General features: G+C 72.1%; 24 protein-coding genes. 11 read left to right on the plus strand and 13 right to left on the minus strand.

Annotation, left to right across the window (positions count from 1 at the left end; all coding sequences use genetic code 11):
* The first annotated feature begins 71 nt into the window (after positions 1 to 71).
* The gene (locus BAY60_RS24070; protein ID WP_112283292.1) at positions 72 to 1085 is read left to right on the plus strand and encodes a LacI family DNA-binding transcriptional regulator; all 1014 of its coding nucleotides are present in this window, start codon (positions 72 to 74) and stop codon (positions 1083 to 1085) included.
* A 118-nt stretch (positions 1086 to 1203) separates the two neighbouring features.
* Here the strand turns inward: BAY60_RS24070 and BAY60_RS24075 are convergent, their stop codons facing one another.
* Positions 1204 to 2865, minus strand: coding sequence for a catalase (locus tag BAY60_RS24075; RefSeq protein ID WP_112283293.1), 1662 nt, complete (start codon positions 2863 to 2865; stop codon positions 1204 to 1206).
* 150 nt (positions 2866 to 3015) lie between these two features.
* On the opposite strand from BAY60_RS24075, the gene BAY60_RS24080 reads away from it, so the two are divergent.
* Positions 3016 to 3792 (plus strand): alpha/beta fold hydrolase, encoded by a 777-nt coding sequence (locus tag BAY60_RS24080; protein ID WP_112283583.1) that lies wholly within the window; start codon positions 3016 to 3018, stop codon positions 3790 to 3792.
* Positions 3793 to 3942: 150 nt separating this feature from the next.
* Positions 3943 to 4458: a hypothetical protein gene (locus tag BAY60_RS24085; RefSeq protein WP_112283294.1), complete on the plus strand. Its 516-nt coding sequence runs from the start codon at positions 3943 to 3945 to the stop codon at positions 4456 to 4458.
* Positions 4459 to 4475: 17 nt separating this feature from the next.
* On the opposite strand, the gene BAY60_RS24090 is transcribed toward BAY60_RS24085, so the two are convergent.
* Entirely contained in the window at positions 4476 to 5975 is a 1500-nt protein-coding gene (locus BAY60_RS24090) for a flavin-containing monooxygenase (protein WP_112283295.1), read from the minus strand.
* Positions 5956 to 6876 carry an alpha/beta fold hydrolase gene (locus BAY60_RS24095; RefSeq protein ID WP_112283296.1) on the minus strand — a complete coding sequence of 307 codons (921 nt, stop codon included), beginning with the start codon at positions 6874 to 6876 and terminating at the stop codon, positions 5956 to 5958. The genes BAY60_RS24090 and BAY60_RS24095 overlap by 20 nt, the downstream gene beginning before the upstream one ends.
* Before the next feature lie 111 nt (positions 6877 to 6987).
* Here BAY60_RS24095 and BAY60_RS24100 point away from each other — a divergent pair, with 111 nt between their 5' ends.
* Both BAY60_RS24100 and BAY60_RS24105 read left to right on the plus strand, forming a co-directional pair.
* A complete protein-coding gene (locus tag BAY60_RS24100; protein ID WP_112283584.1) occupies positions 6988 to 7608 on the plus strand; it encodes a TetR/AcrR family transcriptional regulator in 621 nt (206 codons plus the stop codon).
* Between the two features lie 109 nt (positions 7609 to 7717).
* Complete coding sequence (locus tag BAY60_RS24105) at positions 7718 to 8161, plus strand: DUF6292 family protein (RefSeq protein WP_112283297.1); 444 nt, start codon at positions 7718 to 7720, stop codon at positions 8159 to 8161.
* Between the two features lie 16 nt (positions 8162 to 8177).
* On the opposite strand, the gene BAY60_RS24110 is transcribed toward BAY60_RS24105, so the two are convergent.
* Positions 8178 to 8387 (minus strand): hypothetical protein, encoded by a 210-nt coding sequence (locus BAY60_RS24110; protein WP_112283298.1) that lies wholly within the window; start codon positions 8385 to 8387, stop codon positions 8178 to 8180.
* Between the two features lie 104 nt (positions 8388 to 8491).
* On the opposite strand from BAY60_RS24110, the gene BAY60_RS24115 reads away from it, so the two are divergent.
* The gene (locus BAY60_RS24115; RefSeq protein ID WP_112283299.1) at positions 8492 to 9709 is read left to right on the plus strand and encodes an erythromycin esterase family protein; all 1218 of its coding nucleotides are present in this window, start codon (positions 8492 to 8494) and stop codon (positions 9707 to 9709) included.
* Between the two features lie 151 nt (positions 9710 to 9860).
* A complete protein-coding gene (locus BAY60_RS24120; RefSeq protein WP_112283585.1) occupies positions 9861 to 10547 on the plus strand; it encodes a response regulator transcription factor in 687 nt (228 codons plus the stop codon).
* Between the two features lie 39 nt (positions 10548 to 10586).
* On the opposite strand, the gene BAY60_RS24125 is transcribed toward BAY60_RS24120, so the two are convergent.
* From BAY60_RS24125 to BAY60_RS37290, 8 genes are read right to left on the minus strand one after another with little or no spacing between them, the layout of a single operon-like run.
* On the minus strand, positions 10587 to 10865 hold the full coding sequence (locus BAY60_RS24125; RefSeq protein WP_112283300.1) for a muconolactone Delta-isomerase family protein: 279 nt from the start codon (positions 10863 to 10865) through the stop codon (positions 10587 to 10589).
* Positions 10866 to 10900: 35 nt separating this feature from the next.
* The gene (locus tag BAY60_RS24130; RefSeq protein WP_112283301.1) at positions 10901 to 11608 is read right to left on the minus strand and encodes an alpha/beta fold hydrolase; all 708 of its coding nucleotides are present in this window, start codon (positions 11606 to 11608) and stop codon (positions 10901 to 10903) included.
* Positions 11605 to 12471 (minus strand): class III extradiol dioxygenase subunit beta, encoded by an 867-nt coding sequence (locus tag BAY60_RS24135; RefSeq protein ID WP_112283302.1) that lies wholly within the window; start codon positions 12469 to 12471, stop codon positions 11605 to 11607. The genes BAY60_RS24130 and BAY60_RS24135 overlap by 4 nt, the downstream gene beginning before the upstream one ends.
* Complete coding sequence (locus tag BAY60_RS24140; protein WP_112283303.1) at positions 12464 to 12808, minus strand: protocatechuate 3,4-dioxygenase; 345 nt, start codon at positions 12806 to 12808, stop codon at positions 12464 to 12466. The genes BAY60_RS24135 and BAY60_RS24140 overlap by 8 nt, the downstream gene beginning before the upstream one ends.
* Positions 12805 to 13683 carry a bifunctional 5,10-methylenetetrahydrofolate dehydrogenase/5,10-methenyltetrahydrofolate cyclohydrolase gene (locus tag BAY60_RS24145; protein WP_112283304.1) on the minus strand — a complete coding sequence of 293 codons (879 nt, stop codon included), beginning with the start codon at positions 13681 to 13683 and terminating at the stop codon, positions 12805 to 12807. Before BAY60_RS24145 ends, BAY60_RS24140 begins: the two co-directional genes overlap by 4 nt.
* Before the next feature lie 13 nt (positions 13684 to 13696).
* On the minus strand, positions 13697 to 14572 hold the full coding sequence (gene purU, locus BAY60_RS24150; protein ID WP_112283305.1) for a formyltetrahydrofolate deformylase: 876 nt from the start codon (positions 14570 to 14572) through the stop codon (positions 13697 to 13699).
* A complete protein-coding gene (locus BAY60_RS24155; RefSeq protein WP_112283306.1) occupies positions 14569 to 15450 on the minus strand; it encodes a methylenetetrahydrofolate reductase in 882 nt (293 codons plus the stop codon). Before BAY60_RS24155 ends, purU begins: the two co-directional genes overlap by 4 nt.
* 52 nt (positions 15451 to 15502) lie before the next feature.
* Entirely contained in the window at positions 15503 to 15955 is a 453-nt protein-coding gene (locus tag BAY60_RS37290) for a chorismate-binding protein (protein WP_211330457.1), read from the minus strand.
* Between the two features lie 342 nt (positions 15956 to 16297).
* Between BAY60_RS37290 and BAY60_RS24170 the strand changes: the two genes are divergently transcribed.
* The 4 genes from BAY60_RS24170 to BAY60_RS24185 all read left to right on the plus strand — a co-directional run bounded on the left by BAY60_RS24170 (position 16298) and on the right by BAY60_RS24185 (position 20814).
* Positions 16298 to 17020 (plus strand): PIG-L deacetylase family protein, encoded by a 723-nt coding sequence (locus tag BAY60_RS24170; protein WP_112283307.1) that lies wholly within the window; start codon positions 16298 to 16300, stop codon positions 17018 to 17020.
* Positions 17017 to 17712 (plus strand): 4-carboxy-4-hydroxy-2-oxoadipate aldolase/oxaloacetate decarboxylase, encoded by a 696-nt coding sequence (locus BAY60_RS24175; protein WP_112283308.1) that lies wholly within the window; start codon positions 17017 to 17019, stop codon positions 17710 to 17712. The genes BAY60_RS24170 and BAY60_RS24175 overlap by 4 nt, the downstream gene beginning before the upstream one ends.
* Before the next feature lie 159 nt (positions 17713 to 17871).
* Entirely contained in the window at positions 17872 to 19278 is a 1407-nt protein-coding gene (ligM, locus tag BAY60_RS24180) for a vanillate/3-O-methylgallate O-demethylase (RefSeq protein WP_112283309.1), read from the plus strand.
* 189 nt (positions 19279 to 19467) lie between these two features.
* Positions 19468 to 20814, plus strand: a complete 1347-nt coding sequence (locus BAY60_RS24185; protein WP_112283310.1) for a hypothetical protein — start codon at positions 19468 to 19470, stop codon at positions 20812 to 20814.
* Position 20815: 1 nt separating this feature from the next.
* Here BAY60_RS24185 and BAY60_RS24190 read toward each other — a convergent pair whose 3' ends face one another.
* A complete protein-coding gene (locus BAY60_RS24190) occupies positions 20816 to 21421 on the minus strand; it encodes a dihydrofolate reductase family protein (protein ID WP_112283311.1) in 606 nt (201 codons plus the stop codon).
* Between the last annotated feature and the right edge of the window lie 26 nt (positions 21422 to 21447).

A 21447-nucleotide genomic window follows, 5' to 3' on the forward strand; every position in this document is an offset into this window, starting at 1 on the left:
ATGACAAGCGGTTGCCAAATGTTGCCATCGCGCGTAGCGTCGCCACAGCCGAGCGGAGCGGGGTAGCGGCAATGGCGCGGGATGCGGGCAGGCGGCCGACGATCTACGACGTCGCGAAGGAGGCAGGCGTCGCGACCTCCACGGTGTCCCGTGCGCTGGCCAACCCGGACCGGGTGAACGAACGGACCAGGGAGCACGTCCTCGCCGTCGCCGAACGGCTCGGCTACCGCATCAACCCGCTCGCCAGGGCCCTGCCCTCGGGGCGGACGCAGACCCTGGCGCTGTGTGTCTCCGACGTGACCAACCCGCACTTCTTCGGCATCATCCGCGGCGCCGAGCAGCAGACCCGCGCGAGCGGGTACACGCTGATTCTCGGTGACACCGAGGAGTCACCGGAGCTGGAGTCCAACCACGTCGAACGGCTCGGCGGCTCGGTGGACGGGTTCGTCATCGCCGCCAGCCGCATGGCGGACGCCGAGATCCGGGAGCTGGCGGGCAAGCACCGGCTGGCACTCATCAGCAGGCAGGTCGACGGCGTGCCGAGCGTGATGGTCGACCACGAGGACGGCACCCGGCAGATCCTGGAGCACCTGGCCTCACTGGGGCACACATCGGTGATCTACCTCGCGGGTCCGCGCCGGTCGTGGACCGCGGCCAAGCGGTGGCAGGTGATCCGGTCGACCGCGCGCCAGCTCGGCATGACGCCGACCAGGCTCGGGCCGTTCCCGCCCGCGGTGCGCGGGGGTGCGGCCGCCGCCGACGCGGCCATCGGGCAGGGTGCGACCGCCGCGATCGCCCACAACGACCTGCTGGCCATCGGCATGCTGCGGCGGCTCGCGGGGCGAGGCGTCCGAGTGCCCGCCGACATCAGCGTGGTCGGCTACGACGACATCTTCGGCGCCGACTTCTGCTCGCCGCCCCTGACGACGCTGGCCGGGCCGTTCGAGGAGGCCGGGCGGCTGGCCGTCGACCTGCTTCTCGGCTCCCGTGACGGCCGCACGCGTGCCCGCCCCGCCTCGCAGGTGGTGCTTCCCTCACACCTGGCGATCCGCGAGTCCACGGGCCCCGCTCCCCGCCCCCGCTGAACACCACCCGCTCCCGAGCGCCCGCCCGGCAAGCTCCCCAATGCGGCATTGGTGGCGTTCAACGCTACGAATGCGGCATTGGTGGCGCTCAGCGCTACGAGTGCCGCATTGGTGGCGGTCAGGTGCGCGCCACCTCGGCCCGCTCGTTGGCCACACAGTGCGTCATCCGCAGCTCGCCCACGTCCCGGCGGCCGTTGCGGCCCAGATTCTCGAGCCGTTTGCGGTCCTCCTCGGTGAGGTCCTGGCTCGCCAGCGGCGGCAGGTGCGCCACGTCGCCGGGGCCGATGCCGAGCCCCTCACCCACCCGCAGGCCGAGCTCGTCCTCGGCGAGCAGGAAGTGCCACACCATGCGCTCCTGGATGGGCCGCTCGCACTGCGACAGCTGCGTGACGAGGTTGTGCACCAGGTCGTCGCGCTCCCAGTCCTGCATGAGCAGGTACCGCTGGCCCGCCTGCACGTAGTCGTTGGTGCGCGGAATCCGCTTGCGGGTCAGCCTGCCCTCGATGGGCGGGCCCTGCTCGTCGTGGGTCGGGTACTGACCCTCCCGCAGCCCGCCCGTGATCGACGGCTCGTAGTTGACGTGCGGGTTCCCACCGCCCTGGTCGACGTAGTAGGTCATCGCGCCGTCCCGCTGGTTGGTGCGCACCCGGGCGTTCTTCGCCTGGTTCACCGGCAGCTGCAGGTAGTTCGGCCCCACCCGGTACCGCTGGGTGTCGCTGTAGGAGAACGTGCGGCCGACCAGCATCTTGTCGTCGGAGAAGTCGAGGCCGTCCACCAGCACACCGGTGCCGAAGGCGATCTGCTCGTTCTCGGCGAAGTCGTTGCCGACGGTGCGGTCGAGCACCAGCCGGCCCACCGGCCTGGGCGGGAACTCGTTCTCCGGCCACACCTTCGTGTCGTCGAGCGGATCGAAGTCGAGCTCGGCGTGCTCGGCGTCGGACATGATCTGCACGAGCAGCTCCCACTCCGGGTACTCGCCGCGGCCGATCGACTCGCGGAGATCGCGCGTGGCGTGGCCGAGTTCGTGCGCCTGGACGGCCGCGGCGTCGGCCTCCGTCATGCTGCGCACGCCCGCCTTGGGCATCCAGTGGTACTTCACGAGCACGGTATCGCCCGCCTCGTTGACCCACTTGTAGGTGTTGACGCCGAAGCCCTGCATGTGCCGGTAGTCGGCCGGGATGCCGCGCGGGCTGAACAGGTTCACGAGCATGTGCGTGCTCTCCGGGGTCTGCGACATGAAGTCGAAGATGCGGTTCGGCTCCTGCCGGAACGTGACCGGGTCGGGCTTGAGCGCGTGGATCACGTCGGGGAACTTGATGGCGTCGCGGATGAAGAACACGGCCAGGTTGTTGCCGACCAGGTCCCAGTTGCCGTCCTCGGTGTAGAACTTCACGGCGAAACCGCGCGGGTCGCGGGCGGCCTCGGAGGAGTCCCTGCCGCCGATCACCGTGGAGAAGCGCACGGCCACGTCGGTGCGCTTGCCCTTGTCCTGGAACAGCTTCGCCCGCGTGTAGCGGCTGATGGGCTCGTCGCCCCACGCACCGTACGCCTCGAAGAAGCCGAAGGCGGTGGTGCCGCGGGCGTGCACGACGCGCTCAGGGATGCGTTCCCGGTCGAAGTGGCTGATCTTCTCGAGGAACTGGTAGTTCTCCAGGGTGGCCGGGCCGCGCGGGCCGACCGTGCGCTGGTTCTGGTTGTCGTAGACGGGGTGGCCCTGGCGGTTGGTGAGCACCTCGCGGTCGTCTCCGCGGTCCGGTCCCTTGCTCGACACGTCGGTCATGGGGTCCGTGTCCTTCCTGACAGAGGTTCTGCACACGGGTCGTCCGGGCGTGTACCCGGGCTGCCCGGCGGCGTAACCGCCGGGTTCACTCACGCGGGCGGCACGAGGCCGGTTCGCCCTGTCCCCGCGGGGTATGCCCAGGGGGTGCGGGTGACGGACGCGGACACCGGCTGGGACGGCAGCGAGATCACCACGGCGGCGGGCACCAGGGTGCACGCCGCCGTGCTCGGCCGGCCCGCCGGCGCCGAGGTGGTGTGCGTGCACGGCCTCGGCTGTTCCCATCGGTACTTCCTGCCCCTGGCACGGCACCTCGCCCGGGACACCAGGGTGGTGGCGCCGGATCTGCCCGGTTTCGGCCGCACGCCCGGTCCGCGCACGCCGCTCGACGTCCGTGGGCTGTCCCGGGCACTGGCCGACTGGCTCCGCGTCACCGGGCGGGGCCGGGTTCCGCTCGTGGCCAATTCGCTGGGCTGCCAGCTCGTCGCCGATCTCGCCACGCACTCCCCCGGCCTGCTCGGACCCGTCGTGCTCACCGGGCCGACGGTCGATCGCCACGCGCGCTCGGCGTGGCGGCAGGTGAGCAGGCTGCTGGCCGACGTCCCGTTCGAGCACCCCGGGATCGTGTCCACCCTGGCACGCGACTACCTGGTCTGCGGGCCACGGCGGCTGGCCGCGACGTTTCGCTTCGCGCTGCGCGATCCCGTCGAGCACAAGCTGCGCCACGTGCACACACCGGCTGTGGTCGTGCGTGGCGGCCGCGATCCGATCGTGCCGGAAGACTGGGCCCGCGCCGTCGCGGCACTGCTGCCGCGAGGCCGGTTCGCCGACGTTCCCGGCGCGGGGCACGCCCTGAACTACTCCGCGCCCGCCGAGCTGGCACGGATCACCCTCACCCTGCTGGCGGAGGTGGAACAGGAACGCGACTGAACGCGGCCGGGGCAGACGTGAGCAACGGCACTGGGGAAATCGGCGAATTCGCTGTTAGCGTGGTCAGACATTTCACACGAACGTGGTTTGGCCTTCCTTTCCGGCGGTGTCCGGCCTGTTTCGTGCCCGCGATTTGTGAGGTTCCACCCCGTGTCCGCAGACCTGCAGGCCGTCATCGCGGCCACCACCCGCTGGCTGCTCCGCGCCTATCCCGCCCCGCCGGGGGCGATGAGCGCCACGCTCGCCGAGGCACAGGCCCGGCAGGCCACCACCATCGCCGCCTGGCTGCGCTACCCCACCACGTTCGACGTGGGGTTGATGATGCTGTCCGGTCCCGGCGGCTCGGAGCGGCTGGACTGGGTGACCGGGACCGACCTCACCGACACCGACGAGGAATGGCGGGGCTGGGTCGACGAGGTGGTCGCGAGCTGGGCCGCGTGCCTGCTCGCCGACCCGCGGCTCGCGTCGGCCGCGGCCGAGCTGGCCGCGGGCTGCCAGCACGTGACGGGCGTGCCGTTCGACTTCCGGCGGCTGACCCGCCCCGACGAGCGCGACCGGGAGGCGACGCCGTTGCTGCGCCATCCGGACCTGCTCGCGCCGGTCGCGCGGCTGCACGAGCCGGAGCTGCTCGGCAGGCTCGGGGTCGGCTCCGCCGAGGCCGCCTGAGTCTCGCTCGGCCCTGCTCAGCCCTGCCGGCTGGGTACCACGTCCGGCGTGCGCGCGAACCGCAGGTTGCCGTCGTCGATCCGCCCGTACCGCAGCGCCAGCAGGTCGTGCGCGTAGCTCATGCCGAGGCGCCATGGCCTGCGCGAGCCCGCTCGGGGGAACTGGTCGATCGCGCGCAGCACGTAGCCCGCGTCGAAGTCCAGCAGCGGTCGCTCGGTGACGGCCGGGTCGTCGTTGACCGGCACGCACGAGTCGTAGCCGTGCCGGTCCAGATGCCGCAGCAACCGGACCACGTACTCGCTGACCAGGTCGGCCTTGAGCGTCCACGAGGCGTTGGTGTAGCCGATCGTGAACACGAAGTTGGGCACGCCGCTCAGCATCATGCCCTTGTACGCCATGGTCTCCGGCAGCGCGACAGTGTGCCCGTCGACCTCCAGTTCGATGCCGCCGAAGGCCAGCAGGCTCAGGCCGGTGGCGCTGACCACGATGTCGGCGTCGAGTTCGGCGCCCGAACGCAGCCGCAGCCCGGTTTCGGTGAACTCCTCGACATGGTCGGTGACCACCGACGCGTGCCCCTGGCGGATCGCGCGGAACAGGTCGCCGTCCGGCACCAGGCACAGCCGCTGGTCCCACGGCTGGTACGACGGCCGGAAATGCGTGTCGACGTCGTAGCCGGGTGGAAGCTGGGCGATCGTGGCCCTGCGGATGAGCCCGCGCACGAGCCTGGGGCGGCGCCTGCTCAGCTGGTAGAGCAGCGTCGCCACCGCGACGTTCTTCCAGCGCACGATCGGATAGGCCAGGCGCGGGCCGAGCAGGCGCCGCAGGCGGTTCGCCAGCCGGTCCTCCGACGGCAGCGCGAGGATGTAGGTCGGTGAGCGCTGCAGCATCGTCACGTGCGCGGCGCGCTCGGCCATCGCGGGCACCAGCGTCACGGCGGTGGCACCGCTGCCGATCACGACCACCTTCTTGCCGGTGTGGTCGAGCTCATCCGGCCAGTGCTGCGGGTGCACGAGCGTGCCGCGATACCGTTCGCTGCCGGGAAACCGGGGTGCGTGGCCCGCGTCGTAGCGGTAGTAGCCCGCGCAGACGTAGAGGAAGTTCGCCGTGAGCCGCACCGGCTCGCCGTCGTGCTCGGCCTCCACCGTCCAGAGTCCGTCCTCTGTGGACCACGAGGCGCGCCGCACGCGATGCCGGAAGCGGATGTGCCGGTCGATGCCCGCCTCGGCCGCGGTGTCGCGGACGTAGCGCAGGATGGAGGGGCCGTCGGCGATGACCTTGGCGTCGGCCCACGGCCGGAACCGGTAGCCGAGGGTGTGCATGTCGGAGTCCGAGCGCACGCCGGGGTACCGGAACAGGTCCCAGGTGCCGCCCAGGGTGTCGCGTGCCTCGAGGATCGTGTAGGTGCGCCCCGGCAGCGCGGACTGCAGCTGGTGCGCGGCGCCGATGCCGGACAGGCCTGCACCGACGATGAGCACGTCGACGTGCTCGCCGGTCCGGCTACGAGGCACTCGGCGCATCGGCGCTCCCTGTCGTCGCGGGCCGCTCGCCACGGCGGGCGTGGTGGTCGATGAGGTCCAGCAACCGCGGCCACACACCCCGGGGCAGGTCATGGCCGAGCCCGCGGATCGTCTCCAGCCGCGCGCCGGGGATGGCGCGGGCCGTCGCGGCGCCACCGGTGGGGTGCACCATCCGGTCGCGGTCGCCGTGGATGACGAGTGTCGGCGCGGTGATCGACCGCAGCTCGGCCGTGCGGTTGCCAGAACGCAGGATCGCGCCCAGCTGGCGGCCGGTTCCCGCCGCCGAGGGGCAGCGGTCCCACGCGAGCCCGGCCTGTTCCCGCACGTGCTCGGCGTCGAACGGGAAGCCGTGCGAGCCGATGTGGCGGAACATCCGCGTCGCGTGCTCCACGGCCTCGGCCCGGCTGCGCGGCGGGCGCGCGGTCATGAGCCGCCAGGTGGACGGCGCGGGCAGCCCCGCCCTGCGCGACCCCGTCGCGGACATCATCGAGGTGAGGGTACGGACCCGGCGTGGGTGGGTGGCCGCCAGCGTCTGCGCGATCATGCCGCCCATCGACACCCCGACCACGTGCGCGCTGTCGAGGCCGAGCGCGTCGAGCAGGCCCGCGGTGTCGGCGGCGAGGTCGCCCAGGCTGTACTGCTCCGCGGGCCAGCGGCCGAGCAGCATCGCCGGCACGGACGGTGGCCGGAAGGCCGCCCTCGTGGAGCGTCCCGCGTCGCGGTTGTCGAAACGGATCACCTCGTACCCGCGCGCGGCGAGCCGCTCGCAGAACGCCGTGGGCCAGCTGTGCAGCTGCTGGCCGAGCCCGGCGACGAGGAGCAGCGGCTCGCCGCCGGGCTCGCCGATGCGCTCGTAGGCAAGGCTGATGCCGCCGCCGGTGTCGGCTCGCTGTTCGGTCATGACCGCCGCTGCCACCTTCCCACCTGGTACGTCGACGTACCAGCAGTACGGTACGCGGCGGTACCATGCTGGACAAGAGCCACGACCGGGGAGAGGTATAGCGTGAACCCGGTGACGACGACCCGCCACGGGCCGCCCGCCACGGCGGCGCACGAGGACCAGGGCGGCCATCGCAGGCGCCTGCTGGACGCCCTGGCCGCCGGGATCGCCGAGCACGGCTACCGGGGCACCACCGTCGCCGACATCGTCCGCCGCGCCCGTACGTCCCGGCGAACGTTCTACGAACACTTCTCCGACAAGGAGGCGTGCTTCGTCGCGCTGCTCGCCGACGCCAACGCCGAGATGATCCGGCAGATCACGGCCGCCGTGGACCCGGAGGCGGCGTGGGAGGAGCAGATCCGGCAGGCGGTGCTCGCCTGGATCGCCGCGGCCGAGTCCGCGCCCGCGCTGACCCTGAGCTGGATCCGCGACCTGCCGTCGCTCGGAGCCGCGGCCCGCACGCTGCAACGCGACGTGATGGACGCCTTCGTCACCATGATCCAGACCCTGTGCGACACGGGCGAGCTGCGGGCCGCCGGAATCGGCCCGGTGCCGAGGCCCCTGGCGATCCTGCTGCTCGGCGGCCTGCGCGAGCTGATGGCGACCACCGTCGAGGACGGTGGCCGCATCGGTGACATCACCGGCGTCGCCGTGCGCGCCGCGATGGCCCTGCTGCGGCCGGATTCCAGCTAGGCCCGCGTTTCACCGCTACCCGGCGGGGTACCTCATCCTCGGGTCCCGGCCCGGCCCCCACGGGGTCACGCCGGGGCGGCTGCCGGTGAGAGACGGGAACGAGGGAACCATGGAGCTGGCCTACGAGTCCGCCGAGGCGGCGCAGCGCGGTCTGCACGGCTATGTGGCCGCGGTGATCGAGTCGCTGGGGCTGCACGGAGCCGCCTACTGTCTCGAGCCGGAACCGCTGGGCGCCTACGTGGCTCTCGACGAGCGCGTCCCCGGGTTCACCCGCCGGGACGCCGCGCTGCTGTGGGACGTCCGGCAGGGCTGGGCGACGGCCATCGAGACCGGATGCAACGAGGACCTCATCGTCGTGTCGTACCTGGGTGCCGAACCGGTGCCTGCGCCGGCACGGGTGGCGGACTACCTGGCGGCGGTGCTGCGGGGCGAGACGCCCGGGCGGACCGTGCCGCCCGCGTTCTCGCCCAGCCAGCTCGCGGAGGTGCCCGCGAGGCTGCGGCGGTATGCGGCGACGGAGTTCCCGCAACACCCTGCCTCGGCGATCCTGTGACCGCCCCCGGTGCGGCTCAGGGCTGGTCGATGATGGGCTTCGGCTCCACCGGCCACCCCACCAGCCCGCGCACCAGGTCCTGCGCGTGCAGGTAGGCGTCCACGGCGCCGTCCCGGTACCCGGCGGCGTGCCGGTCGTCCTCGCGTGCCTGCTGCTCGGCCTGGGCGAGCAGCGCGAGCAGAGCGGCCGCGTCCACGGTGGCGTCGCCGGAGCTGTCGTCGTCCATGCGGCGATTCTCCACCACGCCCGAGCCACCCGCAGTGCAGTGCCGGGGCTCAGCGCCGCGCTAGGCTGCGCACGGACGGTGACGGAGTCTGCACAGGGGTCGCGATGGCTGGTCTGCCCGCCGAGGTCCGGCGGCTGCGTTTCGCGGGCGTACCCCCGATCAGCGCGGTCGCCGGTGGCGCCTCGGTCGTGGCGCTCGGCGAGAACAACCACTACATCCGCGAGTTCACGGTGCTGCGGACCGCGCTGCTGCGGGTGCTGGTGGAGGAACTCGGTTTCGGCGTCGTCGCCGTCGAATCCGGCTTTCCCGAGGGACGGCTCGTCGACGACTGGGTCCGCGGCGGCCCGGGAGACGCCCGGGCGGTGGCCAGGGGCGGCTTCACGTTCCGCTTCGCCGACCCGCCCGAGATGGTCGCGCTGCTGCGCTGGCTGCGCGAGCACAACACGGCCGGCGGCCGGGTCCGGTTCGCGGGTCTCGACGTGCCTGGGTCGGGCGGCTCGCCGCTGCCCGCGCTCCGCCAGGTGCGCGACCACCTTGCCGAGCACGCAGCGGGTGACGTGGCGCTCGCCGACGCGGCGGTCGAGGCGACCCGCCCCTACGCCGCGGCCAACAACAGCGCCGCGCTGGCTCGCTACGCGACACTGAGCCCGGCACAGCGCGACGCCGCGACGGCCGCCCTGTCCCGGTTATGGCTGCGAATGGACGCACTGCCGCTGGGGCCCGACCCCCGCGGCACGCGGATCGCCCGGCACGCGGCACTCGGCGCCTTGCGGCTCGACGAGCACCTGCGCGAGCTCTCCCGGCTCGCCCCGGCGGAGGCGGCCACGCTCGCGTGCTCGTCGCGCGACGTCTACATGGCCGAGACCGTGCGCCTGCTTCGCCTGCTGCACGGCCCCGGCGCGCGGATCGCCATGCTGGCGCACAACGCCCACGCCCAGCGGGTGCCGATGCGGCTGCTGCCCAACGTCGTCGCGCGCCCGGCAGGTGCCTACCTCGCCGAGGAACTGGGCGAGGACTACCTGGCGGTCGGCGTGACCGCGCTCGGCGGCACCACGGCCGACGCGCAGGTCGACGACAACGCCCGCCTCGGGTTCACGGTCGGCGAGCAGCCGCTCGGCCCGCCCGCCGAGGACAGCGTGGAACACGCGATCGCCGGTGAAGGCCTTGCCGCGGAGCCGGTGCTGCTTGACCTGCGACCGGCCCGCGGTGCGAACGGCCCGTCGAGCATCCGGCACGTCGCCGCGCACGCCCCCGTCGACGTGCTCGCCGCGTTCGACGCGCTGATCTGTCTGCCCGAGACGTCGGCGAGCCGGCTGGACTGACCGATCGGCGAGTCCGCCGAGGCCGTTGTGCGTCGGATGACGTATCTTTCGGCGCTTTCCGCGGCGGAGGTCACGCCACCCGTGCACACGGACGGACTGCCGGGCATGCTTGTCGGACCAGGCCGGCGACGACGCGGGAGAGGGCACGAGCATGGAGCGCAACGGTGACCGTCACGCCGCGTCGAAACCGGTGCGGGTAGTCATCGTCGACGACCATGCGGTGGTGCGCCGTGGGCTGCGCGCGTTCCTGGACGTGCTCGACGACGTGGAGGTCGTGGCGGAGGCCGGCGACGGGCAGGCCGCGCTCGACCTGCTGGAGCGGATGGCCGCCCACCGGGAACTGCCCGACGTGGTGCTGCTGGACCTCGTGATGCCCCGGATGGACGGAGTGCTCGTCACCCAGCAGATCACCGGCCGGTTCCCGCCGGTGCGGGTCGTCGTGCTGACGAGCTTCGGCGAGCTGGAGCGGGTGCAGGCGGCGCTGGCGGGCGGCGCGGCGGGGTTCCTGCTCAAGAGCGCGGGCGCCGACGACGTGGCCACCGCGATCCAGGCGGCCGCCCGCGACGAGGTGTTCCTCGACCCGGCGGTGGCCCGGCGGCTCACCCACCGGATGGTGTCGCCGCCCACCGGGCTCAGCGCGCTGACGGCACGGGAAAGGGACGTGCTGACGCTGGTCGCGAAAGGACTGTCCAACCAGGAGATCGCGACCCGGCTGGTGATCAGCGAGCGCACGGCGCGCACGCACGTGAGCAACGTGCTGCGCAAGCTCGGTCTCAGCTCCCGCACCCAGGCCGCGCTCGTGGCGGTGCGTGAGGGGCTCGTGCCCCCGCAGGCCTGACGCCGCACGGGGGCACGAGCGGGCTCGATCGCGGGCGCGTCAGGTGCGCTCCTGCGGGTGGGTGGCGAGCGCCTCGACGGTCACGTCCATCCACTTCCACATCGGCAGCGACGCCAGCGCGTCGTGCAGCGCGGCCGGGTCGTCGGCCTCGTAGAGGCCCACGGTGGCGTTGCGGCCGGGCACCCGCCACAAGCGCTTGAGCACGCCGTCCTCGCGCAGCTGCAGGGCGCGCTCGCGCTCGGCCTTGCGCAGCTGGTCCCGGGTCTCGTCCGGGGTGTCGGGCGGAAGACGGTTCTCCGTGCGGACCAGAAACTCCATCGGCTCTCCCTTGTCGCGGCGGGGTCAGGACACGGTCACGGTGCGCAGGCGGCCAGCAGCACGTCGGCGAGTTCCTTGGGTGCGGTCACCATGGCCTCGTGGCCGGTCGCCACGTGCTGGACCGGCCAGCCGCGGGCGGCGGCGCGTTCGGCGTGCGGCTGGAACACCCGCATCCAGTCCGTGCACTCGACGAACGTCGCGGGCACCGACTCCCCCGCCCCGGACAGCCGCAACGGCTCGGTGTAGGTCAGCCACGGATGCGGTGTCAGCCGCGCGCCGAGCCAGTCGAGGTCGGCCTGCTCGGTGACGCCGAGGACGGTCAGCGAGCGCACGGGGATCAGCCAGCCGAAGCCCGGTCCGGCCACCGACTCCCGGTAGTGCCCCGCGACCGTCTCGGGCAGCAGGTCGATGGCGGCCTCGCCGTCGTCGCCGACGAACGCGTCGAGATAGACGCGCCTGCTCAGCCGCTCGCCGATCCGGTCGGCGACGGCGGTGACCACCTGGCCCGCGTAGCTGTGACCCACCAGCACCACGTCGTCGAGATCGTGCGTCTCGACGAGCGCCACGACGTCCTGGACGTGGGTGCCCAGCCCCACCGACGCGCTGAGCAGATGCGCCCGGTCGCTGACCCCGGTCAGCGTCGGGGTGTGCACGTCGTGGCCTTCCGCGCGCAGTGCCGGGGCCACCCGCTGCCACACCCAGCCTCCGTGCCAGGCGCCGTGGAGGAGGACGAACGTCGTCATGCCGGTGCCCCCTCGCGGTCGCCGAGGTCCTCGAACAGCGCCAGCCCGGCCGCCGTGTTCGACGCGGGCACGTGATACGTCTCGTGCACGCGGGTGATGGTGTCGCTCAGCGCGCCGCGCATGACCAGCCACATGATCAGCTCGATGCCCTCGGTGCCCGCCTCGCGGATGTAGTCCTCGCGGGTCAGCGCCGCCAGCTTCTCCGGGTCGTGCTCGATGGCGTCGAGGAACATCCGGTCGAAACCGGTGTTGATGAGCCCGGCCCGCGCGCCCGCCAGCTGGTGCGACATCCCTCCGGTGCCGAACACCGCCACCGAGATGTCCTGCGGGAACGAGCGGATCGCCCTGCCCAGCGCCTTGCCCAGCGCCAGGCAGCGGGCGGCCGTGGGCTGCGGGTACTGGATCACGTTGACCAGCAGCGGCACCACCGCGCACGGCCAGGCCTGCCCCGGCTCCGGGCAGTACACCGACAGCGGGACGGTGAGTCCGTGGTCGACGTCGAGCCGGTGGTAGGTGGTGATGTCGAACGAGTCGTCGATCAGCTCCCGCACGAGGTGCTCGCTCAGCTCGGGCGCGCCCGTGACGGGAGGCACCGGCCTGCGGCCCCAGCCCTCGTCGGCCACCGGGTACCGGTCGGCGGTGCCGATCGCGAACGCCGGAACCTGGTCGAGGTCGACGGCGTTGGCGTGGTCGTTGTACACCACCACCGCCACGTCCGGCGTGTGCTCGGCCATCCAGCGCCGCGCGGGCTCGTAGCCGTCGAACAGCGGCTTCCAGTAGTCGTCGGCCGTCTTGCCGTTGTCCATCGCCGCGCCGATCGAGGGCACGTGCGAGGTCGCCAGCCCCCAGATGATCCTAGCCAAAGTTCCGCCCTCCCGAGCGCATCGCGGCCATGAACTCCTCGGTCGACATGCCGGTGAACACGCCACCGAGGTACTGCATCGACTTCTGGTCGAGCATGGCCAGTTTGAACGTGTAGAAAATGGACGCACCCAGCTCGAGCATGCCCGTCCAGTCGCGCTCCAGGATCGCCTTCTTCTGCTCCTCGGAGAGCCCGTAGGCGTCGCAGTAGGCCGCCTCGTCCTCGCTGAAGCGCCGCCGGTTCTCCGGATCCTTCAGCGAGCCGCACAGCCGGTTGATCGCGTAGCCGCGCCTGCTGGCCGCCACGTCGAGCAGGTAGTTGTCGCGGGCTTCGGTCATATCGCACCCCTTACCGGTTGCACCGACGGTTGACGAGCGGCTTCGTGCTGTCGTGCCGCCCTGATCGTCTGCGCGAGCAGGGTGGCGATGGTCATCGGCCCGACGCCGCCGGGCACCGGCGTGAGGTAGGACGCGCGCTCGGCGGCCGCCGCGTGCTCGACGTCGCCGGTGTTGTCGGCGTAGCCCGCGTCGACCACCACGGCGCCGGGCTTGATCCACGCGCCGCGGATGAGACCGGGCCTGCCCACGGCGGCCACCACGATGTCGGCCTCCGCGACCCGCGCCGCGAGGTCGGCGGTGCGGGAGTGGCAGTACGTCACGGTGGCGTCGCGGGCCAGCAGCAGCATCCCGGCCGGTTTGCCCAGAATGGCGCTGCGCCCGACGACGACGGCGTGCCTGCCCGCGAGTGGAATGTCGTAGGCGTCGAGCAATGCCATGATCCCGCCCGGCGTCGCGGAGTGGAAGCCGTCCTCACCGAAGGCCATCGCGGCGAACGAGGTGCGTGTGACCCCGTCGACGTCCTTCGCCGGGTCGATCGCCTCGAACGCCGCGCGCTCGTCGAGGTGGGCGGGCACCGGGTGTTGCAGCAGGATGCCGTCGACCGCCGGGTCGTCGGAGAGTTCGCGAAGCTGGTGCACGAGCGTCTCGGTGCTGATCGAGGACGCCAGCGTGAGGCGATGCGAGTGCATGCCCGCCTTGAGGCAGCGGTTGGCCTTCATGCGCACGTAGGTGTGCGACGCGGGGTCGTCGCCGACGAGCACCGTGGCCAGCACCGGCACACGGCCGTGGTCGGCGACGAACTCGCTGACCTCGCGGCCGACCCGGTCGAGCAGGGCCGCCGCGACGGCACGCCCATCGAGAACCTGTGCGGTCACGCTCTGCGCCTCCCTAGAACACCACGGTCGCGTTGCCGTCACGAATGACGCGGTCCTCGCAGTGCCACGTCACGGCGCGGGCGAGCACGAGCCGCTCCACGTCGGCGCCCTTGCGCTGCAGGTCGCGCACCGACTCGTGATGCGACACCCGGATGACGTCCTGCTCGATGATCGGGCCCTCGTCGAGGTCCTCGGTCACGTAGTGCGCCGTGGCACCGACCAGCTTCACGCCGCGCTCCTTGGCCCGCTGGTAGGGGCCGGCGCCCATGAACGCGGGCAGGAACGAGTGGTGGATGTTGATGACCGGAACCCCCAGCTCCTCGAGGAAGTCGCCCGAGAGGATCTGCATGTAGCGCGCGAGCACGACGAGGTCCACATTGCCCTTGAGCAGGTTCAGCTGCTCCTTCTCCGCGGCGGCCTTGCCATCCCTGGTCACCGGTACGTGGAAGTACGGGATGTCGAACTGGCGCACCCCGTCGCCGAGATCGGGGTGGTTGGACACCACCATGGGCACGGTCATCGGCAGCTCTCCGCGCCGCTGGCGCCACAGCAGGTCGAGCAGGCAGTGGTCGGCCCTGGACACGAAGATCGCCACCCGCTTGCGGCGCTTGGCCTCCACGAGCCGGAACTCCAGCCCCAGGTCGTCGGCCAGCCGCTGCTCCAGTGCCGCGTTCAGCCCGGGCAGCCGCGCGGCAAGGTCCGGAAGGTGGAACACGGTGCGCTGGAAGAACCGGCCGCCGGAGGGGTCGCTCGAGGACTGGTCGAGGGAGACGATGTTGGCGCCGTGCTCGGTGAGCAGGGTCGACACGCTCGCCACGATGCCGGGGCGGTCGGCACCCTGCACGATCAGCCGCCCGTAGTCGGCGTAGGGGCTGCGTTCCGAGGTCATCGCCGGTCCTCACCGCCGATCGAGGCCAGCAGCGACCGCCGCCACCGTTCCGTCCCGGCCAGCTCGTTGAAGGTGAAGATGTGCAGGCCCCGGATGTTGCTGTCGGTCCTCGGCACCGCGGCACCGAGCCGCTTCGCCAGCTTCGTCGGGTTGTACCCGCCGGGCATCAGGAAGCGCCACGCCAGGCTGCGCTGCTTCTGCAGGAACCGCGCCGACTGACCCAGCCCGATGCCCGCCGAGATGCGCATGAGCTTCTGCCTGTTCACCGGCCCCGGCATCCCGACGTGGACGTCGAGGCCGACACCGCAGGCGGCGATCCGGGCGGCCCACGTGCTCGTGGTCGTGGCGTCGAAGCAGATCTGGGTGATGACGCGGGTCGCCAACGGTGCCTTCTGCTTCAGGGCCAGGTCGATCGCCTCCTGCGGGATGCGCGCGTGACCCTCCGGGTAGCCGCCGATGCCGACCTCGGTGAACGGGTGACCGTGCGCCTCCATCGCCTGCAGCAGCGCGTGCGCGTCGGCGAACTCGCCCACGGGCTCCGGCGCGTCACCGCCGACGACGAACACCGAGCGCACCCCGGCCTCGCGCAGCCGGTCCACCACCTCGCCGACGTGGCGGGTGTTCGCGAACTGCCGCGCCGGCAGGTGCGGCGCGACGGAGTAGCCGTGGCCCAGCAGGCGCTCGGTGAGCGCCAGGGTCGTGTCGATGCCCTTGGCCTCGGTGACGGTGACCGTCAGCGGCACGCTGACCGGCACGGTGGCGACCACGTCCCGCTCGGTGTTCTTGAACGGCATCACCTCGTAGCTGATGTTGCGCACCAGATCGGCGAGATGGGCCCGCCGGCGACCACGGCCGGCGACCTCCTGCTGCAGGGTCATGGCTCTCCTCGTTCGTCACACGGGGCGCGGCGCGGGGCGTTCGCCCTCGTTGTCAGTAGAGCCCACGGGATGCGGGCCTGACCTCGGGCATCGGGGCCGAGTTGACCGCGACAAATGACCGAGCGGTGCTCGCCGGTTCGCCGAGGGCGGCAGGCGAGGCGGGCACGGCCTTGGCCAGCAGCTCCGCGTACTCGGCGGCGGGTTCGGAGTCCCACGTGATGCCACCGCCCGTGCCGTAGGTGGTGCTGGCGGTGTCGGTGTCCACGACCGCCGCGCGGATGGCGACGTCGAACCGGGCGCACCGCACATGTCCCCGGGGGCACCATGCCGATCGCACCACAGTAGACACCGCGCCAGCCCGGTTCCCGGCCGCGGCGTCGCGGTCACCCTCCGAGGTGAGCTGGTGGACCGTCGGGTACCGCTCGGCCCGGCACAGGGCCGTCACGGCGATGCTGCCGGTGGTGGCGACCCTGGCGGCGTCGTTGCGGATGACATCCACGATCATGCCCGCAGGAACGCGGCCGGCGAGAGGCCGGAGACGACGCGCCCATCGCGGTCTGAGACGGCGTAGCGATCGTCGACTCGAGCCCCGGCCTTGGTGTTCGATATCCGCGAGGGTCGCGCCGCGCACCTGGCCCACCGGCTCCGCGCGCGTCATGGGAAGGCACGGTAAGCCGCTCCCCCACCGCCTCGGCAGCGTCCGATGACGGCGGTTCGCGGGACATCCCGCCCGCCCCGGCCGCGACGTTTGACGTAGCCGTGAGGAGTCTGCGGGCCATCCCGATCACGGTCTCGTGCTCCTAGTGTGCCTATCGAGTGCCACGCAGACGTCGAAGGAGATGGCGGGATGAGTTCGTTGCTGGTGATCAGCGCCCACGCGGGCGATTTCGTCTGGCGCGCCTCGGGAGCGATCGCGCTGGCGACGGCGCGGGGCGAGCGGGCGAAGGTGCTCTGCCTGACCTACGGCGAGCGGGGCGAGTCGGCGAAGGCGTGGCGGGAGGGCAGGACGCTCGACGAGATCAAGCAGCTCCGCCGCACCGAGGCCGCCAACGCGGCGGAGGTGCTCGGCGCGGAGATCGAGTTCCTCGACGCGGGCGACTATCCGCTGCTGGAGAACCCGGAGCTGGTGGACCGGATCGTGCACGTCTACCGCGACGTGAACCCGTCGGTGGTGCTCACGCATCCGCTGGCCGACCCGTACAACCAGGACCATCCGGCCGCCGCCCGCATGGCGTTGCAGGCGCGGGTGCTGGCGCAGGCGATCGGCTACGACGCGCCCGGTGATCCGCTCGGTGCCCCGCCGGTGTTCTTCTTCGAGCCGCACCAGCCGGAGCAGTGCGACTTCAAGCCGAACGTGCTGCTGGACATCACGCCGGTGTTCGACACCAAGCGCAAGGCCATGGAGTGCCTGCCCGCGCAGCAGCACATGTGGGACTACTACACCGAGCTCGCCAAGCGGCGGGGGGTGCAGCTCAAACGCAACGCGGGCCCGAACCTCGGCCTGCCGCACACCACGATGGGCGAGGCCTACATGCGGCTCTACCCGCAGGTCACCGAGGAGCTGGCGTGAGGAACGTGATCGTCACCGACCCCCCGCGCGCCGACCTGGAGCAGGTGACCAAGCTCGCCGGGTACGGTGTGGCCACGGTGCACGAGGGCATGGGCCGCACCGGGTACCTGGGGCCGCGGATCCGCCCGGTTCACCTCGGTTCCCGCATCGGCGGCACCGCCGTCACCGTGCTGTGCTGGCCCGGTGACAACCTGATGATCCACGCGGCCGTGGAGCAGTGCCGCGCGGGCGACGTGCTGGTGGTGACCACGACGTCGCCTTCAAGCGACGGCGCGTTCGGCGAGCTGTTCGCCACCGCCCTGCAGTTGCGCGGGGTGAGGGGGCTGGTCACGACGGGCGGCGTCCGTGACGTGGCCGAACTGCACGCCATGGACTTCCCCGTGTGGTCGGCCGCGGTCAGTGCACAAGGGACGGTCAAGGCCACCGCGGGCGCGGTCAACGTGCCGGTGACGGTGGGCGGGCAGCTGATCCGGCCCGGGGACGCGGTCCTCGCCGACGACGACGGCGCCATGGTCGTCGCGCGGCAGGACGTCGAGGCGGCGCTGGAGTCGGCCCAGGCGCGCGTCGACAAGGAAGAGGCCTCCCGAGAGGCCTTCCGCCGGGGCGAACTCGGGCTCGACCGATACGGTCTGCGCGACAAGCTCGCCCAGCTCGGCGTCGAGTACGTGACCGCCGAGGAATACGGATTCTGACCTGCCGGGAGCCGCCGTGCCTACGTCAAATGACTCGCGGCCGGTGACCGGGCGCGGACACCGGAGTCCAGCCATTCTCCCATGTCGGTGGCTCGCGCGTCCTGCGTAGCGTGAGCCACCAAGCAATCTCCGACGACGTCGTACGAGAACGGGTACCACATGAGCGCGAAGAACCTGCAGGAAGTCCTGGACCAGTCACCCAGCACGGTGGAGCTGCTGCGCAACTCCCAGCTCGGAGCCTACATCTACCCGGTCGTGCCCTCCGAGTTCACCAACTTCCGCCGCGAGGTCATCGCCTGGCGCGAGACGGCGGTGCTGTTCGACCAGACCCACCACATGGTGAACCTCTTCCTGTCCGGGCCCGACGCGCTGAAGCTGTTGTCCGACACCGGGATCAACAGCATGAAGAACTTCGCCGTCGACAGCGCGAAGCAGTTCGTGCCCGTCTCCCCGGAAGGCGGGGTCATCGGCGACGGCATCCTCTTCCGGCTGGCGGAGGAGGAGTTCGTCTTCGTGGGCCGCGCACCCGTGGCGAACTGGCTGACGTTCCAGGCGAGGCGGGGTTACAACGTCGACGTCCGCCTCGACCAGCGCTCGCCCTCCCGGCCGTACGGCAAGCCGGTCACCCGTGACCTGTGGCGGTTCCAGATCCAGGGCCCCCGCGCGTGGGAGGTCATCGAGAAGGTCAACGGCGGGCCCGTGGACAAGGTGCGCTTCTTCCGGATGGGCTACCTCAACGTGGCGGGCGACAAGGTGCGCACGCTGCGGCACGGCATGGCGGGCGCGCCGGGCCTGGAACTGTGGGGCCCGTACGAGACCTACGACAAGATCCGCGACGCCATCCTGGAGGCGGGCCAGGAGTTCGGGCTGGAGCCCGCGGGGGCGCGGGCCTACTCGTGCAACACCCTGGAGTCGGGCTGGATCCCGTCGCCGCTGCCCGCCGTGTACACCAGCGAGGAGCTTCGCCCGTACCGTGAGTGGCTGCCCGCCAACGGCTACGAGGCCACCAACGCCCTCGCGGGCAGCTTCGTGTCCGACCGCATCGAGGACTACTACCTCAACCCGTGGGAGCTGGGCTACGGCACGTTCGTCAAGTTCGACCACGACTTCATCGGCCAGGACGCGCTGCGCCGGATCGACCCGGACACCCAGCGCCGCAAGGTGACTCTGGCCTGGAATCCCGAGGACGTCGGCACGTTGCTGGCCAACCCGGTGGACAAGGACGGCCCGGTCTACCAGTTCTTCGACCTGCCCAACGCCAACTACGGATCGTCCAACTTCGACTCCGTGCTCGACGCCGACGGCAACGTGGTGGGGCTGTCGCTGTTCACCGGCTACAGCGCCAACGAGCGCACCGCGCTGTCGCTGGCGACGGTGAACCCGGACGTCCCGCTGGGCGCCGAGGTGCGAGTCGTCTGGGGCGAGCCGGGCGGCGGGACGCGCAAGACCACCGTGCAGCCACACGAGCAGTTCGCGGTGCGGGCCATCGTCAGCCCCGCGCCCTACTCGGCCGTCGTGCGCGAGGAGTACCGGCCCGGCTGGCGCAGCGCCGCCGCCGCGGTCTGACCGGCACCGGGCCGGCCGCGGCACCGGCCCGCGACGTCCGGTCGGTACGGCCGGGTGGCGGACGCACCCCGCCACCCGGCCTCGCCGCGTCCGCCGCATCCCGGCCGCGGCGTACGTCGGCGGACGTACGAGCCGAAGCCGCGCCGGAACGGATTCCTCCGCCGCCCCACCGGGCCAGTATCGACGACCATGTTGCTCACCGGAATCGTGGTCGCCGCGCTGGTCGTCTCCGGCGCCGCCGCCCCGCAGACGAACGACACCGACATCCACACGGGCGTGCTCGACGGCGCCCGCTACCGCGTGGAGGTGCCGCCCGACTGGAACGGCACCCTGCTGCTCTACCACCACGGCATCTACCCGAGGGACTACGTTCCCGAGCAGATCGAGCTGGCCAACAGACCCGAGGCCGCCGACCGGCTGCTGGACGAGGGTTACGCACTGGCCGCCTCGCTGTACTCCAAGCCGTACGGCTTCTCCGCGCGCCAGGCCGTACGGGACCAGACCGCGCTGCTCGGCTGGTTCGACCGCACCGTTGGCACGCCGGACCAGGTCGTGACGTGGGGCGCGTCCGGCGGCGCGCTCAACGCCGTGCTGCTGTCCGAGCACCTTCCGCGGCGCATCGACGGTGTGCTCGCGATGTGCGGGCCCGTCGCGGGTGGGCAGGCCCTGTTCACCCAGCTGCTCGACTACGGCTTCACCGTGCGGACGCTGCTCGCGCCGGAGCTGGAACTGGTGCGCATCGGCGATCCGGAGGCCAACGTCGCCGCCGCGCACCGGGTGCTCACCCGGGCGCTGGAGACCCCGCAGGGCCGCGCCCGGCTGGCACTCGCGGGAGCCCTGGGCGGCGTGCCCGGCTGGCAGCGGGCGTTGCAGCCACGATCGGCGGAGACCGCCGGGCAGATCCGCGAGCAGACGCGGTTCGTCCAGCTGGTGCTCGACGAGCTCATCTGGGGCGATCTGCGCACCGACCTGGAGGCCCAGGCGGGCGGCAACCCCACGGGCAACACCGGCGTCGACTACCGGCGCCTGCTGCCCCGCACCAGCGAGCACCGGCTCGTCCGCGAGGCCTACCGGGAGGCGGCGCTCGACCTGTCCGCCGACCTCGACGCTCTCGCGGCGGCACCACGCATCGCCGAGGACCACGGCGCCGCCCGCTGGCTCGTCCGCCACGGCACACCCACCGGGCACGGCTCGATGCCGGTGGCGACCCTGCACCCCGTCGGCGACGGCGTCGCCCCCGCGCACGAGCGCAGCTACGCCACGCGGGTGGAGCCTGCCCGGCTGCGGCAGCTCTACGTCGACCGCGGCGGCCACTGCCAGCACACCGCCGCCGAGGAGCTGACGGCACTGCGGGTGGTGCTGCGCCGCGTCGAGTCCGGCCGGTGGCCCGTCACCGCGCCCGCGGTGCTCGACGCGCAGGCCCGGCGGTACGGACCCGAGTACCACCGGCTCTACGACTGGCTCCACGACGAGGCCGGGGCCGCGGAGCCCGCCTTCACCCGCCACCACCCGCGCCCGCTGCCCCGCATGAGCTGAGTCAGGCCGAGCCCAGCACCTGGTAACGCAGGTGGGTCACGCCCCGGCCCTCCAGCTGCCGGACCAGCCGCAGCTCGACCGGGCCGGGAACCGCCTCGAACAGCCTGCGGCCCGCACCGAGCAGCACCGGCACGAGGTGGATCTCCAGCTCGTCGAGCTCGCCCGCCCGCAGGAGCGCCTGTGCCGCACCCGCGCCGTGCACCATGACGGCGCGGGTGCCTGCCGCGGCCCGCGCGTCGGCAGCACAGGCGGCGACGTCGGTGTAGAACCGCGCGCTGCCCGGCGGCACGTCGCCCTCGTCGACGTGGTGGGTCAGCACGTTGATCGGCACACCGTCGTGATGGTCGCCCTGCCACCGTCCGGCGAGCTCGAAGGTGCGCCGCCCGGAGATCAGGGCGCCCGTTGCCAGGGCCTCGGCGAACACCTGCCCGTTCGGGCCCGGTGACAGCCGGTCGTCCAGCCAGTTGAACAGCCTGCCACCGCCCAGCCCCAGCTCCTGCCCTTTCCGGTCGTCCGGACCGGCGATGAAGCCGTCCAGCGACATCGACATGTACAGCCGGATGGGCGCGGTCGTCTCCTCTTCGGCATCCCTGGCCTTCGTCCCCATGTCCGTTCCTCTCGTCGGCGTGTCCG

The sequence above is a fragment of the Prauserella muralis genome (assembly GCF_003202285.1).
In the GTDB taxonomy this organism is placed as follows: domain Bacteria; phylum Actinomycetota; class Actinomycetes; order Mycobacteriales; family Pseudonocardiaceae; genus Prauserella_B; species Prauserella_B muralis.

What these genes read in the sequence shown, in the direction of transcription:
- BAY60_RS24070 (WP_112283292.1), top strand. Translation starts at nt 72, where the DNA reads ATGGCGCGGGATGCGGGCAGGCGGCCGACGATCTACGACGTCGCGAAG.
- BAY60_RS24075 (WP_112283293.1), bottom strand. Translation starts at nt 2,865, where the DNA reads ATGACCGACGTGTCGAGCAAGGGACCGGACCGCGGAGACGACCGCGAG.
- BAY60_RS24090 (WP_112283295.1), bottom strand. Translation starts at nt 5,975, where the DNA reads ATGCGCCGAGTGCCTCGTAGCCGGACCGGCGAGCACGTCGACGTGCTC.
- BAY60_RS24095 (WP_112283296.1), bottom strand. Translation starts at nt 6,876, where the DNA reads ATGACCGAACAGCGAGCCGACACCGGCGGCGGCATCAGCCTTGCCTAC.
- BAY60_RS24105 (WP_112283297.1), top strand. Translation starts at nt 7,718, where the DNA reads ATGGAGCTGGCCTACGAGTCCGCCGAGGCGGCGCAGCGCGGTCTGCAC.
- BAY60_RS24110 (WP_112283298.1), bottom strand. Translation starts at nt 8,387, where the DNA reads ATGGACGACGACAGCTCCGGCGACGCCACCGTGGACGCGGCCGCTCTG.
- BAY60_RS24115 (WP_112283299.1), top strand. Translation starts at nt 8,492, where the DNA reads ATGGCTGGTCTGCCCGCCGAGGTCCGGCGGCTGCGTTTCGCGGGCGTA.
- BAY60_RS24120 (WP_112283585.1), top strand. Translation starts at nt 9,861, where the DNA reads ATGGAGCGCAACGGTGACCGTCACGCCGCGTCGAAACCGGTGCGGGTA.
- BAY60_RS24125 (WP_112283300.1), bottom strand. Translation starts at nt 10,865, where the DNA reads ATGGAGTTTCTGGTCCGCACGGAGAACCGTCTTCCGCCCGACACCCCG.
- BAY60_RS24130 (WP_112283301.1), bottom strand. Translation starts at nt 11,608, where the DNA reads ATGACGACGTTCGTCCTCCTCCACGGCGCCTGGCACGGAGGCTGGGTG.
- BAY60_RS24140 (WP_112283303.1), bottom strand. Translation starts at nt 12,808, where the DNA reads ATGACCGAAGCCCGCGACAACTACCTGCTCGACGTGGCGGCCAGCAGG.
- purU (WP_112283305.1), bottom strand. Translation starts at nt 14,572, where the DNA reads ATGACCTCGGAACGCAGCCCCTACGCCGACTACGGGCGGCTGATCGTG.
- BAY60_RS24155 (WP_112283306.1), bottom strand. Translation starts at nt 15,450, where the DNA reads ATGACCCTGCAGCAGGAGGTCGCCGGCCGTGGTCGCCGGCGGGCCCAT.
- BAY60_RS37290 (WP_211330457.1), bottom strand. Translation starts at nt 15,955, where the DNA reads ATGATCGTGGATGTCATCCGCAACGACGCCGCCAGGGTCGCCACCACC.
- BAY60_RS24170 (WP_112283307.1), top strand. Translation starts at nt 16,298, where the DNA reads ATGAGTTCGTTGCTGGTGATCAGCGCCCACGCGGGCGATTTCGTCTGG.
- ligM (WP_112283309.1), top strand. Translation starts at nt 17,872, where the DNA reads ATGAGCGCGAAGAACCTGCAGGAAGTCCTGGACCAGTCACCCAGCACG.
- BAY60_RS24185 (WP_112283310.1), top strand. Translation starts at nt 19,468, where the DNA reads ATGTTGCTCACCGGAATCGTGGTCGCCGCGCTGGTCGTCTCCGGCGCC.
- BAY60_RS24190 (WP_112283311.1), bottom strand. Translation starts at nt 21,421, where the DNA reads ATGGGGACGAAGGCCAGGGATGCCGAAGAGGAGACGACCGCGCCCATC.